At 69.3% G+C, this 14,956-nt stretch carries 15 protein-coding genes, 1 tRNA gene and 1 pseudogene; 6 read left to right on the top strand and 11 right to left on the bottom strand.

The features are described from left to right. Positions 1-35: 35 nt before the first annotated feature. Positions 36-1,019 carry an aldo/keto reductase gene (locus tag BKA15_RS04990; RefSeq protein WP_179748629.1) on the top strand — a complete coding sequence of 328 codons (984 nt, stop codon included), beginning with the start codon at positions 36-38 and terminating at the stop codon, positions 1,017-1,019. Here the strand turns inward: BKA15_RS04990 and BKA15_RS04995 are convergent. Genes BKA15_RS04995 through BKA15_RS05005 form a run of 3 tightly spaced genes read right to left on the bottom strand, consistent with a single transcriptional unit; the run spans position 1,016 to position 3,314 of the window. Further along, entirely contained in the window at positions 1,016-1,219 is a 204-nt protein-coding gene (locus BKA15_RS04995) for a DUF5703 family protein (RefSeq protein WP_179748631.1), read from the bottom strand. The two genes, BKA15_RS04990 and BKA15_RS04995, sit on opposite strands and share 4 nt — an antisense overlap. Positions 1,220-1,243: 24 nt before the next feature. Beyond that, entirely contained in the window at positions 1,244-2,554 is a 1,311-nt protein-coding gene (locus BKA15_RS05000; protein ID WP_218871072.1) for a M20/M25/M40 family metallo-hydrolase, read from the bottom strand. 34 nt (positions 2,555-2,588) lie between these two features. After that, positions 2,589-3,314 carry a VIT1/CCC1 transporter family protein gene (locus BKA15_RS05005; RefSeq protein WP_179748635.1) on the bottom strand — a complete coding sequence of 242 codons (726 nt, stop codon included), beginning with the start codon at positions 3,312-3,314 and terminating at the stop codon, positions 2,589-2,591. A 123-nt stretch (positions 3,315-3,437) separates the two neighbouring features. On the opposite strand from BKA15_RS05005, the gene BKA15_RS05010 reads away from it, so the two are divergent. Beyond that, positions 3,438-3,523 (top strand) — tRNA-Leu (locus BKA15_RS05010). 36 nt (positions 3,524-3,559) lie between these two features. On the opposite strand, the gene BKA15_RS05015 is transcribed toward BKA15_RS05010, so the two are convergent. Next, positions 3,560-4,513, bottom strand: a complete 954-nt coding sequence (locus BKA15_RS05015) for a cyclase family protein (protein ID WP_218871073.1) — start codon at positions 4,511-4,513, stop codon at positions 3,560-3,562. 112 nt (positions 4,514-4,625) lie between these two features. On the opposite strand from BKA15_RS05015, the gene BKA15_RS05020 reads away from it, so the two are divergent. After that, entirely contained in the window at positions 4,626-5,459 is an 834-nt protein-coding gene (locus tag BKA15_RS05020; RefSeq protein WP_179748637.1) for a hypothetical protein, read from the top strand. Positions 5,460-5,466: 7 nt separating this feature from the next. Then, positions 5,467-6,078, top strand: a complete 612-nt coding sequence (locus BKA15_RS05025; protein ID WP_179748639.1) for a TetR/AcrR family transcriptional regulator — start codon at positions 5,467-5,469, stop codon at positions 6,076-6,078. A 36-nt stretch (positions 6,079-6,114) separates the two neighbouring features. Here the strand turns inward: BKA15_RS05025 and BKA15_RS05030 are convergent, their stop codons facing one another. After that, the gene (locus tag BKA15_RS05030; protein WP_179748641.1) at positions 6,115-6,570 is read right to left on the bottom strand and encodes a carboxymuconolactone decarboxylase family protein; all 456 of its coding nucleotides are present in this window, start codon (positions 6,568-6,570) and stop codon (positions 6,115-6,117) included. Positions 6,571-6,649: 79 nt separating this feature from the next. On the opposite strand from BKA15_RS05030, the gene BKA15_RS05035 reads away from it, so the two are divergent. Next, on the top strand, positions 6,650-7,591 hold the full coding sequence (locus tag BKA15_RS05035; RefSeq protein WP_312878826.1) for a sigma-70 family RNA polymerase sigma factor: 942 nt from the start codon (positions 6,650-6,652) through the stop codon (positions 7,589-7,591). Between the two features lie 18 nt (positions 7,592-7,609). Here BKA15_RS05035 and BKA15_RS05040 read toward each other — a convergent pair whose 3' ends face one another. Beyond that, entirely contained in the window at positions 7,610-8,209 is a 600-nt protein-coding gene (locus tag BKA15_RS05040; protein ID WP_179748642.1) for a TetR/AcrR family transcriptional regulator, read from the bottom strand. A gap of 111 nt (positions 8,210-8,320) precedes the next feature. Between BKA15_RS05040 and BKA15_RS05045 the strand changes: the two genes are divergently transcribed. Then, positions 8,321-10,717 (top strand): PEP/pyruvate-binding domain-containing protein, encoded by a 2,397-nt coding sequence (locus BKA15_RS05045; RefSeq protein ID WP_179748644.1) that lies wholly within the window; start codon positions 8,321-8,323, stop codon positions 10,715-10,717. A gap of 117 nt (positions 10,718-10,834) precedes the next feature. Here the strand turns inward: BKA15_RS05045 and BKA15_RS36740 are convergent, their stop codons facing one another. The 5 genes and pseudogenes from BKA15_RS36740 to BKA15_RS05070 form a co-directional block, all read right to left on the bottom strand. Continuing rightward, positions 10,835-11,263, bottom strand: coding sequence for an alpha/beta hydrolase family protein (locus BKA15_RS36740; RefSeq protein WP_376766825.1), 429 nt, complete (start codon positions 11,261-11,263; stop codon positions 10,835-10,837). After that, positions 11,187-11,525 (bottom strand): annotated as a pseudogene (locus tag BKA15_RS37205) (alpha/beta hydrolase fold domain-containing protein); the annotation flags it as partial. The pseudogene BKA15_RS37205 and the gene BKA15_RS36740, both read right to left, overlap by 77 nt. Positions 11,526-11,570: 45 nt before the next feature. Then, positions 11,571-13,094, bottom strand: a complete 1,524-nt coding sequence (locus BKA15_RS05060; protein ID WP_179748648.1) for a hypothetical protein — start codon at positions 13,092-13,094, stop codon at positions 11,571-11,573. Between the two features lie 41 nt (positions 13,095-13,135). Next, positions 13,136-13,972 carry a carbohydrate ABC transporter permease gene (locus tag BKA15_RS05065; protein ID WP_179748650.1) on the bottom strand — a complete coding sequence of 279 codons (837 nt, stop codon included), beginning with the start codon at positions 13,970-13,972 and terminating at the stop codon, positions 13,136-13,138. Continuing rightward, a complete protein-coding gene (locus BKA15_RS05070) occupies positions 13,969-14,880 on the bottom strand; it encodes a carbohydrate ABC transporter permease (protein WP_179748652.1) in 912 nt (303 codons plus the stop codon). The genes BKA15_RS05065 and BKA15_RS05070 overlap by 4 nt, the downstream gene beginning before the upstream one ends. Between the last annotated feature and the right edge of the window lie 76 nt (positions 14,881-14,956).

The following is a 14,956-nucleotide window of genomic DNA, read 5'->3' on the forward strand; positions in this document are numbered from 1 at the left end:
TGTCACCGTAATCCACGGCACTAAAGTGGCGCGCTATGGAAACGCGCCAGGTCGGCAGCACCGGACTGCGGGTGTCGCGACTGGGTCTCGGAACGCTGACCTGGGGACGCGACACGACGGCCGAGCAGGCCAGGTCACTGCTGCAGACGTACTGCGAGGCGGGCGGCAACCTGCTCGACACGGCGGCCGCGTACGGCTCCGGGGAGACCGAACGGCTGATCGGCCGGCTGCTCGGCGACGTGGTGCCACGCGAGGACGTGATCATCGCCACCAAGGCCGGCTTCGCGATCAGGTCAGGGCAACGGGTGGTCGACACGTCCCGCGGCGCGCTGCTGCGTGATCTTGAGGGCTCGCTGCGCCGGCTCGGTACCGACTACGTCGATCTCTGGCAGCTGCACACCTGGGGCGAGGCGCCGCTGGAGGAATCCCTGTCGGCACTGGATCTCGCCGTCGCGCAGGGCAAGGCCCGCTACGTCGGCGTGTCCAACTTCGTCGGCTGGCAGACCGCGCAGGCGGCGACCTGGCAGCGGGCGCTGCCCGGCCGGACGCCGATCGCCAGCGTCCAGGTCGAGTATTCGCTGCTGGCCCGGCGGGCCGAGGTGGAGGTGCTGCCGGCGGTCCGGTCGCTCGGGATCGGCTTCTTCCCGTGGTCCCCGCTCGGCCGCGGCGTGCTGACCGGGCAGTACCGCAACAGCACCCCGCGCGGCTCCCGGGCGGCCAGTGATCATTTCTCCTGGTTCGTCGAGCCCTATCTGGAGCAACGGTCCCGGGCCGTGGTCGAGGCGGTCGCGCGGGCCGCGGACGGCCTCGGCCTGACCCCACTCCAGGTGGCGCTGCTCTGGGTCCGCGACTCGCCCGGCGTGACCGCTCCCCTGCTCGGAGCCCGTACCTCCGGACAGCTCATGCCCGCGCTGGCCGTGGAAGATCAGGAACTGCCGGCCCAGATCGCCTCGGCGCTGGACGACGTGTCCGGCGGGCCGATGGCCGCGCGGGCGGACGAGCGGGTCGCGACCGGTTAGAGCTCCAGCGTCGGCACGGCCGGAATGATCTTGCGGCGAATCCAGATCTCGCGGCTGCCGTCCCAGTAGCGACGCAGGCGGGTCAGCTCCCAGCCGCCGTATTCGGCGTGGTCGGTGAGGAGCTTCCGTACGGCATTGCGGGAGACCGTCCGGTCCAGCCGAACCCGCTGGACCTGGTACTCCACCTGACGTTTACTCATCGACCACCAGAGTATTCGGATTGTTCAGGCGGTGGCCAGGAACCGGTCCAACACCCGGGCGCCGAACTCCAGCGCGTCGGTCGGCACCCGCTCGTCGACGCCGTGGAACATGCCGACGAAATCGAGGTCCGCGGGCAGCCGGAGCGGTGCGAAGCCGAAGCAGCGGATCCCGATCCGGTCCCAGGCCTTGGCATCGGTCCCCCCGCTCATCAGGTACGGCACCGCGCGGGCCCCCGGGTCCTCGGCGGCCAGGCTCCGCTGCATCGCCTCGACCAGCGCGCCGGAGAACTCGGTCTCCACCGACGGCTGCAGCGTGTCCATCTCGATCGTGATCTTGTCGCCGACGAGTTCCTTGATCGTGGCCAGGAACTCCTCCCGGCCGCCCGGCACGAACCGCCCGTCGATGGCGGCCTCGGCCCGGCCCGGGATCACGTTGTGCTTGTAGCCGGCGGTGAGCATGGTCGGGTTGGTCGTGTTGGACATGGTGGCGCCGATCATCCGGGAGATGCTGCCCAGCTTGGCCAGCGTCTCCTGGGCCCGGTCCGGATCGAGCTCCACCTCGAGCGCCTCGGACACCGCGTCGAGGAACGCCCGCTGCGCCTCGGTGATCTTGTGCGGCCAGTCGTAGGCGCCGATCCTGGCGACCGCCGCCGCCAGCTCGGTGACGGCGTTGTCGTCGTTGCGCATCGAGCCGTGGCCGGCCGTACCGTCGGCGATCAGGCGCAGCCAGGCGATGCCCTTCTCGGCGGTCTGGATCAGGTAGAGCCGAAGATCATCGCGTACGGTGAGCGAGAAGCCGCCCACCTCGCCGATGGCCTCGGTGCAGCCGTCCAGCTGGTCCCGGTGATGATCAACGAGCCAGTGCGCGCCGTAGTGGCTGCCGGCCTCCTCGTCGGCCGTGAAGACGAGCTTGACCGGCCGTCGCGGCGCCACGCCGGCCCGGGCGCGGGCCCGGATCACGCTCAGCACCATGGCGTCGAAGTCCTTCATGTCGACCGCGCCGCGGCCCCAGACGCAGCCGTCGGCGATCTCGCCGGCGAACGGGTGGTGGGTCCAGTCGTCGGCGTTGGCCGGCACCACGTCCAGATGGCCGTGGATCAGCAGCGGGGTCGCGGAGGTGTCGACGCCCTCGGGCGCCCAGTCCGCGATCAGCGACGCGCGTTTCGGCCCGGCCTCGAAGATTTCGGAGGAGATGCCGACCTCGTCGAGCAGGCCGGCGACGTGCTCGGCGGCTTCCCGCTCGCCCGGCCCCGGTTGGGGACCGAAGTTGGTGGTGTCGATCCTGATCAGGTCGCGGCAGATCTCGACGACCTCGGCATCCGGTCGGTGGTCCATGGGCGCCATCCTGCCACCCGACGCTGCGCTGGGCTCAGACGCCGCCGACGAGCCGTCCGACGACGTACGTGATGATCATGGCCAGCGCGCCGCCGAGGACGTTCCTGATCACCGCCCGCGAGGTCGCCGCCCCGCCCAGCTTCGAGCTGATCACGCCGGTCAGTGCGAGGGCGAGGACGACCGCGGCGAACGTGACCGGGACCCGGATCAGCTCCGGCGACAGCAAGATCGCGAGCAGCGGCAGCAGGGCCCCGACGCTGAACGAGATCGCCGAGGCGATCGCGGCCGTCCACGGATTGGCCACGTCGTCGGCGTCCAGGTTGAGCTCGACGTCGAGGTGGGCCTTCAGCGCGTCCTTCTCGGTCAGTTCGACCGCGACCTGGCGGGCCAGGTCCGGCGACAGTCCCTTGTCCCGGTACAGCTGGGTCAGCTCCGCCAGTTCCTGCTCCGGCATGGTCCGCAACTCGTCGCGTTCCTTGGCGATCAGCGCCCGCTCGGTGTCGCGTTGGGTGCTGACGGAGACGTACTCGCCGGCGGCCATCGACAGCGCGCCGGCGATCAGCCCGGCCAGGCCGGCGATCCCGACCGCGCCACGGTCGGTCGTCGCACCGGCCACGCCGACGACGAGGGCGGCCGTGGACACGATCCCGTCGTTGGCCCCGAGCACGCCTGCGCGGAGCCAATTGAGCTTCTGCTGCAGGCCTTGACCGTGCGGTTCATCGTGGTCGGCGACGTCCTTCGGCACGGTCGAATCGGTCATGGTCAGCACCGTAACCCTTATTCTTGAACCATTCCAGAAAGGAAGGCCTGGCTCACCCGGTGAACGAATTGTCGTTCCGGGGGTCTCGGTTGCTATAGTTCAGGCGCTGTTCACACCAGCCTGGTCCGGGTGGCGGAATTGGTAGACGCGCTAGCTTGAGGTGCTAGTGCCCGTTATAGGGCGTAGGGGTTCAAGTCCCCTCTCGGACACACAGATCGACCAGCAGCGGGAGCTCGCCCGAATGTTCAGAACGTGGCGATCGGGTTGATCGGACTGCCGGAGGTCCCGGCGTAACGGACCGGCGCGACGGCGAGCTGAAAGTCCCATTGGCCGAGTTCAGCGGCCGTCCTGGTGCACTCCTCCAGGTCGCAGTTGTCGAGCAGCCACAGGCCCATCGCCACCAGGCTCACCGCGTGGACCGGCATCAACACGGCGTCGTACCCCGACGGCTGGACGTCCTGAGGCGTGTCGGCGCCGATCAGGGCGACCTCGCGTTCCCGCAGCCAGGGCAGACAGGACGCGTGCCAGCCGGCCTGCGTCATGCCACCCGTGTCACCGACCTCGTGCCGGACCCGGCCGTAACCGGTCCGCAGGAGCAACGCGTCGCCGGTGCGCACCCGTACCCCCTGGCGACGTTCGGCCTCCTCGAGGTCCTCGGGAAACACGCCCTCCCCCGGCTCCAGCCAGTCCACGCCGCGGGCGGCCGCGACGTCGAGCAGCACGCCCCGGGTGACGATCCCGTTCGCCGCCGCCGTGACCGCCGCCCAGGCCGATCCCGTGTCGGCACTGACCAGTTCGTGCGAGCGCCCGTTGTACATCCGGCCGTCCCAGAAGAGATGGCACGGCGAGTCGAGGTGGGTGATCGTGTTGCCGTGGAACAGGATGCCGAGGCGTTCGTTCGAGAAGCCCCAGCGCCGGTCCTGGTGGAAGGCGGGCGGCATGTGCTCGGCGCCCGGCATCTCTGCGGCACAAGGGCATGACGTCGTCGCACGTTCCATCTCCGCGGGCACCGAGATCTCCCAGCCGCAGGACACGGCCCGACCGTGCCGGACCGCCCGCGCGGCCGCCAGCCGGACCTCGTCGGTGATGTGGTTCAGCGTGCCGAGCTCGTCGTCGTCACCCCAGCGCCCCCAGTTCGACAGCGTGTCGAAATAGCCGAGCACGTCGTCCTGAGTGGGCATCGATCGTTCCGCGGTCATCCCAGCACCGTACGGCACTCCCCCCAAGCCGGCGGAATGCCTCCGGCTACCCTACATACAAACCGACGTGTATGTTTCTTAGTGGGAAGCATCGACAACAGAGGACGGTGCCATGAGCGAGCAGGCGATGATCGAACGACCGGTCCGGACGGCGGGAGCGGGGCCTTGGCGTCTCGCGGCCGTGGCCGTCGGAGTCCTGGAGGCGAGCGTGCAGAGTTGGGTGTACGGAGGCCCGGCGGTCGCCGGTCTGCTGGCCGGGGACGCAGTCGTGGAGGCCAAGGAAGGCCTGCGGATGATGGGGTACGCGATGGCGGCGGTCGGGTGGACGTACCCGATCGTGGTGATCATCTCCCACCGGCTGTCGGCGGCAGCGGGCCGGTCCCTGCTGACCATGATCACGATCTTGAACGCGTCGTTCGGCATCCTCGGGCTCGTGTGCCAAGTGGTGCTCGGCGGCGGTGGGCCGCTCTGGATCCTGCCGTGCGCTGTGGCCGTGCTGACCTGGCTGGCCCGACCGCCGCGGCCGGTCGAGGTCATGGCGGGCCCAAGGCGAGTCGGTGGCAGGGCCGTCCTGTTCTGGATCACCGCTGCGCTGACGACGGTCACGACGCTGTTCCACGTCGGTTGGGCCACCGTGCAGAGTTGGCCCGCGCAGCTGCTGGCCAGCAACACGGCGGCGCCGCAGCGCGCCGAGTTCTCCGGGATCTGGTGGTTCAGCTGCGTCCTGTTCATCTCGGTCGTGACCGTGTTGATCTTGTCGCTGCGGCTGCCCGCCCGGGCGGGACGAGCCCTGGTCCGGTACGCGGCCGTGTTGGTTGCGATCATCGCGATCACCCGGACCGTGACCATGATCATGGGACTCGGTCCTGATCATCAGCCCGCCGAGCCGCTGATCGCGGGCGCCCTGGCCGTACTGATCTTCCTCAGTGCCCCGCGGGTACGCTGACGGACCGATGGCCACCACGAACCCGACCCGACGGACGCAGCAGGAGCGCCGCGCCGCCAGCCGGACCGCCCTGGTCCGCGCCGCCGCCCAGGGCATCGCCCGGACCGGCTACACCAGACTCTCCCTGGAGGAGGTCGCGCGGGTCGCCGGCTACAGCCGAGGCGCGCTCTACCACCAGTTCGCCGGCAAGGAGGAGGTCGCGCTGGCCGTCGTCGAATGGGTCGACCGGACCTGGGACGCCGAGGTCGGCCCCGCGCTGGACCGCACCGGCGACCCGGCCGAACTCCTGCTCGCCCTGGCCGCCGAACACGCCCGGTTCTGCCGCCGACACGACGTAGCGCGGGTGATCCAGGTGCTCCGGATCGAGTTCAACGACCCGGAGCATCCGGTCGGCCGAGCCATTGCGGCGACCGTCGCCAAGACCGAGGCCGACCTGCTCCGGCTGATCCGGGCCGGCCGCCGGGACGGCTCCATCCCACCCGGCCCACCCGCGACCCAGACCGCCCAAGCCCTCGGCCACGCCCTGGAGGCCGTCAGCATCGGCGTCGCCGGCGCACCCTACGACGTCGCGCTCGCCGTACGAGCCGCCCGCGGCATCCTCGGCCTGCCCGCCGACTGAACCCGTGGCGGCGTCCGGGTCAGACGGGAGGGTCGTTCAACTCCAGGAGCCGGGCTGCTGCCGGGTGCTGACATTGAGCCGGTTGTACGTATTCGTCGTGGCGATCCAGAGCACCAGCACGGCCAGCTCCTTCTCACCGTAGTGCTCCGCGGCGGCGTTCCAGACGTCGTCGGGCACGGGATCCGGCCGGTCGCTGAGCCGGGTGATCGCCTCCGCCAGGCCCAGTGCCGCCTTCTCCGCGTCGGTGAAATAGGGCGCCTCACGCCAGGCCGGGATCGTGGCCAGCCGCTGGTCGGACTCCCCGTCCTTTCTCGCCGAGGCGAAGCCCGCCTCGAGGCAGGGGGCGCAGCCGTTGATCTGGCTGGTCCGCAGATGCACCAGTTGCAGGGTCTCGGCCGGCACACCTTTGTCGCGGATCGCGTTGCCGAGCGCATAGAGCGCCTTCCCGGCCTCCGGGAAGTAGCCGGCCGGGTTCTTCATCCGTGCTTCCATGATCATTCCTTCGCGTTGTCACACGAACCCCGATTGGTTCGTCAGGCCGGTGACGGACACCGACGAGAGGATGTGACAGGTGCCGGAGGACAAGATGGACCTGCCGACCGAGGACATGCTGACCGCGGCCTTCGAGGACGACCGGTCACGCCTGCGCCGTGTCGCGTACCGGATCCTCGGATCGGCCGGCGAAGCCGACGACGCGGTGCAAGACGCCTGGCTTCGGCTGCACCGGTCCGACCCGAGCGAGATCGACAACCTGGCCGGATGGCTGACCACGGTCGTCTCCCGGATCTGCCTGGACCAGCTGCGGACGCGGCGCACGCGACGGGAAGACTCCCTGGACGCGCGCCCGACCGAGCTGCGCGACGACGAGGATCACGGCCCCGAGCAGCAGGCCGTGCAGGCCGACTCGATGGGCGCGGCCCTGATGATCATCCTGGACACCCTGGCCCCGACCGAACGGCTGGCGTTCGTCCTGCACGATCTGTTCGCGGTGCCGTTCGACGAGATCGCCCCGATCATCGACAAGACGCCGGCGGCGAGCCGACAGCTGGCCAGCCGGGCTCGGCGCCGGGTGCGCGGCGGCTCGACGTACGATCGCTCGCGTACCGATACCGACGGCACTCGTGATCAGACCCGGCAGACCGAGGTGGTCGCCGCCTTCCTGGACGCCACCCGCAACTCCCGGTTCGACCGCTTGCTCACCCTGCTCGCGCCGGACGTGGTGCTCCGAGCCGACCCGATGGCCGTCGCAGCGGCCAAGGCCAGTGCCGACCGCGGCGCCCCACGCATCGAGGCCGAACTGCGTGGCGCCAAGGCCATCGCGAAGGCTCTGGCGGGGTCCGCTCAAGCCGCCCAGGTCGCCCTGGTCGACGGCTTCGCAGGCGCCACCTGGGCCCCGGGCGGCCAGCCGCGCTCGGTCTTCGAGATCAGCATCCGCGACGGCAGGATCGTCAGCATCGACCTCTACGCCGACCCCGACCTGGTCGCCTCGTTCGACGTCGAAATCCTGACCTGAGCCCATACTCCCTCGACACTAGGAGCTATCAACGTCGCGGGACGGCTTGCCGAAGAGCAGGTCGAGGTGGGCATCCAGTACGGCGGCGGCGTGCGTCTCGGCGTACTGCCCAGAGAGAACTTGCACGCCGAGGCCGTCGGCAAGCGCCAGCAGCCCGGTCGCCGCGAGTTCGGGGTCGATGCCGTCAGCTCCGGTCGCACGCAGTTGCTGCGCGATGAACTCGCGCATTCCGGCGGCATCCGTACGCAAACCTTCCTGGATCGCCGGCTTCACAGCCGCGTACGCGAGGAAGGCCAGCCCGACGTGGCCCTCGAGCCGCCGGGTCTCGTCGAGCGGCAGAATCTGGAGCAGGACGCCACGGACGAGCTCGCGCGGAGACGCCGCCGGCGCGCCCACGGCATCCGTCCGAGCTCGGATCCGGCTTCCCACCATGCCGAGTGCGAACGTCATCATCTCGTCCTTGTTGCGGAAGTAGTGCTGCACCATCCCGGTCGAGACACCCGCCTCGGCTGCCACGTGTCGCAGGCTGACACCCTCCAGACCGTGTGCGGCGGCAAGCCGCATCAGGGCGTCGGCCAGCAGTTCGCGGCGTTGACCATGGTCGACCTTGCGCGGCATTCGGCGATTTTACATTGCGCCTGTATTGTCAAATCTATGCATTGCAGTCGTATTGGAACTGTGTCGGTCGGTCACTGAGGATCGGGTCGGCGCAAGGGAGGGAGGCCCCGCATGAACGTGCTCGAGTTGACCGAGATCGGGATCGGACAGCGAGACCTCGTCGGCGGCAAGGCGGCAGGCCTTGCTGGACTGGTCCACCTCGGTGAGCGGGTGCCGGACGGCTTCTGCGTGACGACCGAGGCGTATGCGAAGGGGGTGGTGCCGCGCGCCGAGGTGCTCGCGGCCTACGAACGCCTCGGCGGAGGGCCGGTCGCGATCCGCTCCAGCGCCACCGCCGAAGACCTACCGCACGCGAGTTTCGCCGGTCAGCAGGACAGCTACCTCGGAGTCACCGGCGACGAAGCATTGCTTCAGGCGATCGAGGCCTGCTGGGCTTCCCTGCACACCGTTCGCGCGACCGCCTACCGCGAGGCCAACAACATCCCGCACGACCGGGTACGGATGGCCGTCGTCGTCCAACGCATGGTCGATGCCGATGTCGCGGGCGTTCTGTTCACCGCCGACCCGTTGACCGGATCGCGCAGCGTGAGCGTGGTCGACGCCGCGCCAGGACTGGGAACCGCGGTCGTTGACGGATCGGTCATTGCGGACCACTACGTGCTGAACGGCACCAAGGAGAGCGAACACGGTTGCCTCTCCCCGGCGCGGCAGCAGGAGTTGCGCGCGGCCGGTGAGCGCATCAGGAAGCTACTCGGCACCGAGCAGGACATCGAGTGGGCCTACGACCGCGACGGGGAGCTGTGGTTGCTGCAGGCACGCCCGATCACCACCCTCTTCCCGGCACCCCCGCCGAGCGACAAACCCGGCCCGCGGCTGTACGTCGAGTTCGGCCACGTGCAGGGGATGCTGCAACCTGCCACACCGATGGGCATGTCGACGCTGAAGTCGATGCTGGCCGGCATGCTTGCTGCGTTCGGCTTCACCGTCGAGATCGTCGACATCGGCGGGCGGCTGTATGGCGACCTGACCGACGCGCTGCGCGATCGCTCGACCCGGCAGCGACTCGTCAAGCTGATGGCCGTGGACTTCGGGCCGCGCGCACAGAAGGCCGTCGAACACCTGCTGGCCGACCCGCAGTTCGAGCCGAGGAAGACTTCCCGCAAGCGCAATGCCGCCGCCATGAAGACCGGCCCGAAAGCTGCCCTCGGGATTCTCAGTGCGCTGGCCCGTCCCGAGCGGGCGCGGTCCCGGGTGTTCGGCGAGATCGAGCGCCTCCGCCGGCAGCCGGCGACCGATCCGGCCACGGTCGCTGAGGTGTTGGACCTGCTCGAGCGTGATGCGGAGTCGAGCACGGTCACCGACGCGATCGTCTGGCCCGTGGTCAGCGGGCTCGCCGTGTCTGCCGCCCTCCCGCCGCTACTCAAGGGCATCGCGAGCGAGGACGAGATCCGCACGGTGCTCGGTGGAATGCCGCACAACGTGACGATCGAGATGGACCTCGCCCTGTGGGACGTGGCCCGGCGGGCGGAGCCGTACCGAGAGATGCTGCTCAACACTCCGCCATCAGAACTCGCGGCTGCCCAACTGGCGGGTCGGCTGCCGGACATCGGCCTCGACGCCTTTCTCGAGCGGTACGGCATCCGGTCGGCCGCCGAGGTCGACGTCGGCGTACCGCGCTGGGCCGAGGCCCCGACGCCGGTGTTCACGATGCTCGCCAATTGCCTCCGGGTCACCGACCCCGAGCAGGCACCGGATCGTCGCTTCGAGCGCGCCGCGAAGAAGGCCGAATCGATGGTCTCCGAACTCACCCGGCGGGCCCGTCGCCAGCATCCGCTTCGGGGCCGGCTCGCCAGCTTCTTCCTGCGCAGGTCAAGGGAACTGTCCGGACTGCGCGAGGCGGGAAAATTCGCCGGGCTCTACGCCTTGCGCGACCGCCGCCGCCAGCTACTCCTGGTCGGCGAAGACCTCCTCGCGAAAGGCTTGCTGGCAGCTGCCGACGACGTCATGTTCCTTCAGCTCCACGAGCTGCGCACGGTGGTGGAGACCGGTGCCGACTACCAGGACACGATCGCCCAGCGGCGCGCGGAGCATGAGCGCGAACTGCGCCGCCGCACCGTTCCGGTCGCTCTGCTGTCAGACGGCACGGATGTGGAAACACTCCTGCCGTCCCCGCCATCCCACGGCGACACTCTCACCGGTACCGGCGCGGCACCCGGCCGCGTCACAGGCCGCGCCCGGGTGATCCATGACCTCTCCGACGCCTCCATAGAACCCGGCGAGATTCTCGTCACCCCGACCACCGACCCAGGATGGACGCCACTCTTCCTGACAGCCGGCGGTCTCGTCACCGAGAGCGGTGCCGTGATGGCGCACGGACCCACGGTCGCCCGGGAGTACGGCATCCCGGCCGTCATCTGCGTGCCGGCCGCGACGCGGCGCGTCTCCACCGGGCGGATGATCACTGTCGACGGCACGGCAGGCACGGTCACGCTGGACGCCAACGACTGAATCCCTGATCCTCGGAGATCGGCCGCAAGGGAGATCATGATCATCCCGCCACCACAGGCATGACCATGGACCAAGATCACGGCGCCGCCTGAGCCCCCGATCGGAGTCTCGGCCGGCTCAGGAAATGGTCACCGGCAGCGTCGTTTGGAAGAAGGCCAGCGCCAGTGCTGCCAGTTCGGACCACGGCTCCGTGCCCCAGGGCACATCGGTCTCCGGTAGCAGGTTGTGGAAGACGCCCTCGATCTCGTGCAAGGTGACCGGCACGCCGCTCTGCCGCAGCGTCTCGGCCATCGCTCGGGCCTGTCGGACGGGGACCGTTTCGTCGCGTGCCCCGTGAATGATCAAGAACGGCGCCGACGAGGGCGTCACGTGGATTCTCGGGCTGGCGAGTTCGCGTAACGCGGTCGTCCGCGACGCTGGTCCGCCGAACAGGGCGTCGAGAACGGCCGTGATGCCCGGATCCTGAGGCGTTCGCTCGCAGCCAGCGGACGGCGGCTTTGGCGTCGTGGAGTTGGGCCGGAAACGGCGCCACGCTGCTGAACCGATAGCTGACCGATGCGACCACGAGGCCGTGGGCGGCGAGGAACGGGCCGTTCCACGGATAGATGCCGTAGCTCCGGTCACCCTGGCGCCAGCCGCCGTGATGCAGATACACGACGGCCGGCGCCGGGTCGGCAGGTGCCGGCGACGGCAGCAGCAGGTCGAGCCAGAGGCCGCCCTGCCAGACCGGCTGTCCCGGCACCCGGCCGTACAGGATCGGAGTCCTGACCTCGACACCGTACGGCGCGTTCTCGACCTTGAGCTGCATGTCCGGCACGGTAGCCGGACCTGATCATCGGACGTAAGGCTGAAGTCAGCCGCGTTCCCAGCCTCGCTTCCGGGCCCAGTTGAGGTAGCCGATCCCCAGGGCGTGCGAGCCTTGGCTGGGCACCAGCTGCACGGCGTCGTAGACCCGCAGGCACTGTGCGTAGATCTCGGCGTCATAGCGGGCGTACGGCATCCAGCGGGCCGCCTGGACGGCGTTGCCGGGCACCGCCTCGGCGGTGCCGTCGACCCGGTACCAGACCTGTGTCTCGGATCTGATCACGTTCTTCACGAACGTCCGGGCGATCGCGGTGAGATCAAGATCAGGATGCCTGATCCCGGCGCGTTCGGCCGCCTCCAGGAACTCGGTGGTGATCGCCGCGTGGCTGATGTCCTCGATCGAGCGGACCGCCGAGTAGGCCGGGGTGTAGCTCGACAGGTCGTCGGCCTTGGTGTAGCCGGAGTAGAGCTCGCTGTGCACCGGCCAGTAGTTCCAGACGTACGCGCCGTCGGCATCGGTCCGGACACCGTGAGCATAGCTGTTGATCATGGCCGCGACCCGGTCCCGGTAGCTCGCGTCCCCGGTGACCCGGTAGAGCTCGGCCATCGCCTGGCCGGGCCCGTGACTCTGGTTGTACGGCTGGATCAGCCCGTCGAACGGGATCGGCGCGTTGCGCGGCCAGACGTAGTCGCCGAGGCCCGCGTCGTTGATCACGAACTCGCCGTCGTGGAAGGCGATCGCGGCCGCAGCAGCCTCGGCGGCCCGCTTCCCCGCGGAGCCGTACCGCTTCCGCAGTCCCTTCGTCTCCGCGACGACCCGGGCGAACAGGGCCAGCGGGTACGCGACCATCCCGGTGTGCACGGCGAACACGTAGTACTGCGACGCGAAGGCGACGGTGCCCGCGGGCGGCGGGTCCGCCGGGCCGGGCTGGTCGCGCAGGTCGACCGCGGTCCACCGCAGCCCCGGGGCGTACGCCGCGTTGATCACGTTCACCGCGTAGTTCGCCGCGGCCGGATCGAGGGACAGCCCGGTCCTGGTGATCACGGTCGCCGTGGCCGGGTTGCGCAGGGCCAGCGTGAACGTGCCGCCGGTCGACTCCGTGATCACCGCCGTCGACTCGGCGCCGCGAGTGCCGGCCCAGCGCACCTGAATCGCCGGTGTCCCGGCGGCGTCGGTGATCACCCCGTGCGCCGCGGTGTAGTTGCCGGCCGTCCGCCACACCGGGCCGGACCGGCCGAGGTAATCGGTGACACCGCGGCCGCGGTCCGTGGTCGCGATGACGTGATCGAGCCGGTCCACCAAGGTGTCCAGGTACGACGTCTCCCCGTACGCCTGGTACATCCGGACCAGGCCGAGCAGGAAGTACGACTCGCCCCAGGCATAGCCACCGGCCTCGTTGTGCTCGAAGCCGATCGCCAGGTAGGCCCGTTGCGCCTCGGTGAAGGCCGGCGGCAGGTCGTAGCCTCCGGCGGCGCCGGCCCGGGCCGCCGGCAAGGTCAGCACGGCAGCGATTCCCGCTGCGCCGGCCAGTGCGGTCCGGCGGCCGAACGTCGGTCCACCATTCATGATCATTTCCTTCTCCTCCATGCCCTGCGACGGGCTCGGGACGCAGGTCAGCCTTTGACCGCGCCGCTCATGCTGGCCAGGATGTGCCGCTGCAAGATCAGGAACACGATGATCACGGGCACCAGGGAGATCACCGTTCCGGCCGCGAGCCCCCGCACGTCGGTGCCGCTGACGCCGGTCAGGTAGGCAATGCCGAGCGCGATTGGGAACTTGGACTGGCTGGTCAGCACCACCAGCGGCCAGATGAAGCTGTTCCAGACCGAGATGAAGCCGAGGATCGCGAGCACGGCGAGCGTCGGCGCCGCGATCGGCACCGCGATCCGGGCGAAGATCATGAACTCGTTCGCGCCGTCCACCCGGGCCGCCTCGATCACCTCGTCCGGGATCTGCAGGAACGCCTGCCGGAGCAGGAAGATGCCCAGCGAGGACAGGATCGCCGGCAGGATCACCGCTGTGTAGGTGTCCGTGAGCTGCAGCTGGCTCATCACCAGGAAGCGCGGGATCAGCATCAGCTCGCCCGGCAGGAACATGATCGACAGGAACAGCAGGAAGAAGACTCCTCTGCCCCGGAAGGCGATCCGAGCCAGCGGGTACGCCACCAGGGCACTCACCACCAGGTAGACCGGGACGATGACGACCACGTAGATCACGGAGTTGATCAGGAACTGCCCGTACGGGATCGTGGTCCACGCCTCGACGAAGTAGTCGGCCACCGGCGGCCGCGGCAGCAGATCGGGCGGGAACGAGAACACGTCCTGGGTAGCCGGCTTGGTCGCCGCCGACAGCAGGATCAGGAACGGCCCGATGAAGACGGCGGCCAGCGCGACCAGGAGGACGTACAGCAGCACCCGGCGGACGTGGAAGCCGGTGCTCCGGGCCCTCATCGGTCCCGCCGCCGGGTCACCAGCAGATTCGCCATCGCCAGGATGATCATGATCGCCCAGAGCACCAGGCCCATCGCGCTGGCGTACCCCATGTCGTAGTCCTGGAACGCCTTGGACCAGATGTAGTAGCCGAGGGTCAGCGTCGAGTCGAGCGGTCCGCCGCGGGTGAGCACGTAGACCGACTCGAACGCCCGCATGGCCTCCAGCATGCTCAGCGTCAGGGTGACCGCGAAGGTCGGCAGCAGGCCGGGAATGATCACGTGCCAAAGCCGGCGCACCGCCGAGGCTCCGTCCACCCGGGCCGCCTCGATCAGCTCTCGCGGCACCGACTGCAGGCCGGCCAGGTAGATCATCATGAACAGCCCGGCACTTTTCCAGGCCTCCAGCAGCACCACGGTCGGCAGCGCCCAGGCGGTGTTCAGCAGGAAGTCGATCGGCCCCAGCCCGACCAGGCTGAGCAGCCAGTTGACCACGCCCTCCCGGTTGAACACGTACCGCCAGCCGACCGCGACCGCCACCATCGAGGTGATCACCGGCAGGTAGTAGGCCATCCGGAACGCCTGGATCCCCCGCAACGGGATGTTCACCAACAGCGCCAGCAGCAACGGAACCACGACCGAGAGCGGCAGGAACATGATCAGGAAGAGCAGCGAATTGCCCAGCGCGTGCCAGAACCGCGGGTCGGCACCCATCGACTGGAAGTTCGCCAGCCCGACGAAGCTGATCGGGTTGATGATCGTGTAACGGGAGAACGCCAGCTGGATCGCGATCACCGCCGGCCAGGCGAACATCGCGGCATAGAGCACCAGCCCGACGGACAGGAACAGGTAGGGCGTCCACCACCGCTGGCCGACCACCCGCCCAGGTCCGCCACTGCGCCGAGCCAGCCCTGCCGCGGTCAATGCCATGCGCGCACTCCAGACTTGGTCGACGCCCTCGTTACGTGCCCGAAACATACGGTTCAGGAATCACCAAGACGCTAAG

This window comes from Microlunatus parietis (assembly GCF_013407955.1).
In the GTDB taxonomy this organism is placed as follows: Bacteria; Actinomycetota; Actinomycetes; order Propionibacteriales; family Propionibacteriaceae; genus Microlunatus; species Microlunatus parietis.

Excerpts from the sequence above, each read along its gene's own strand:
- BKA15_RS05060 (WP_179748648.1), bottom strand. The coding sequence starts at position 13,094 with ATGATCATGAATGGTGGACCGACGTTCGGCCGCCGGACCGCACTGGCC.
- BKA15_RS05025 (WP_179748639.1), top strand. The coding sequence starts at position 5,467 with ATGGCCACCACGAACCCGACCCGACGGACGCAGCAGGAGCGCCGCGCC.
- BKA15_RS05045 (WP_179748644.1), top strand. The coding sequence starts at position 8,321 with ATGAACGTGCTCGAGTTGACCGAGATCGGGATCGGACAGCGAGACCTC.
- BKA15_RS05000 (WP_218871072.1), bottom strand. The coding sequence starts at position 2,554 with ATGGACCACCGACCGGATGCCGAGGTCGTCGAGATCTGCCGCGACCTG.
- BKA15_RS05015 (WP_218871073.1), bottom strand. The coding sequence starts at position 4,513 with ATGACCGCGGAACGATCGATGCCCACTCAGGACGACGTGCTCGGCTAT.
- BKA15_RS05070 (WP_179748652.1), bottom strand. The coding sequence starts at position 14,880 with ATGGCATTGACCGCGGCAGGGCTGGCTCGGCGCAGTGGCGGACCTGGG.
- BKA15_RS04990 (WP_179748629.1), top strand. The coding sequence starts at position 36 with ATGGAAACGCGCCAGGTCGGCAGCACCGGACTGCGGGTGTCGCGACTG.
- BKA15_RS05030 (WP_179748641.1), bottom strand. The coding sequence starts at position 6,570 with ATGGAAGCACGGATGAAGAACCCGGCCGGCTACTTCCCGGAGGCCGGG.
- BKA15_RS05020 (WP_179748637.1), top strand. The coding sequence starts at position 4,626 with ATGAGCGAGCAGGCGATGATCGAACGACCGGTCCGGACGGCGGGAGCG.
- BKA15_RS05065 (WP_179748650.1), bottom strand. The coding sequence starts at position 13,972 with ATGAGGGCCCGGAGCACCGGCTTCCACGTCCGCCGGGTGCTGCTGTAC.
- BKA15_RS05005 (WP_179748635.1), bottom strand. The coding sequence starts at position 3,314 with ATGACCGATTCGACCGTGCCGAAGGACGTCGCCGACCACGATGAACCG.
- BKA15_RS04995 (WP_179748631.1), bottom strand. The coding sequence starts at position 1,219 with ATGAGTAAACGTCAGGTGGAGTACCAGGTCCAGCGGGTTCGGCTGGAC.
- BKA15_RS05040 (WP_179748642.1), bottom strand. The coding sequence starts at position 8,209 with ATGCCGCGCAAGGTCGACCATGGTCAACGCCGCGAACTGCTGGCCGAC.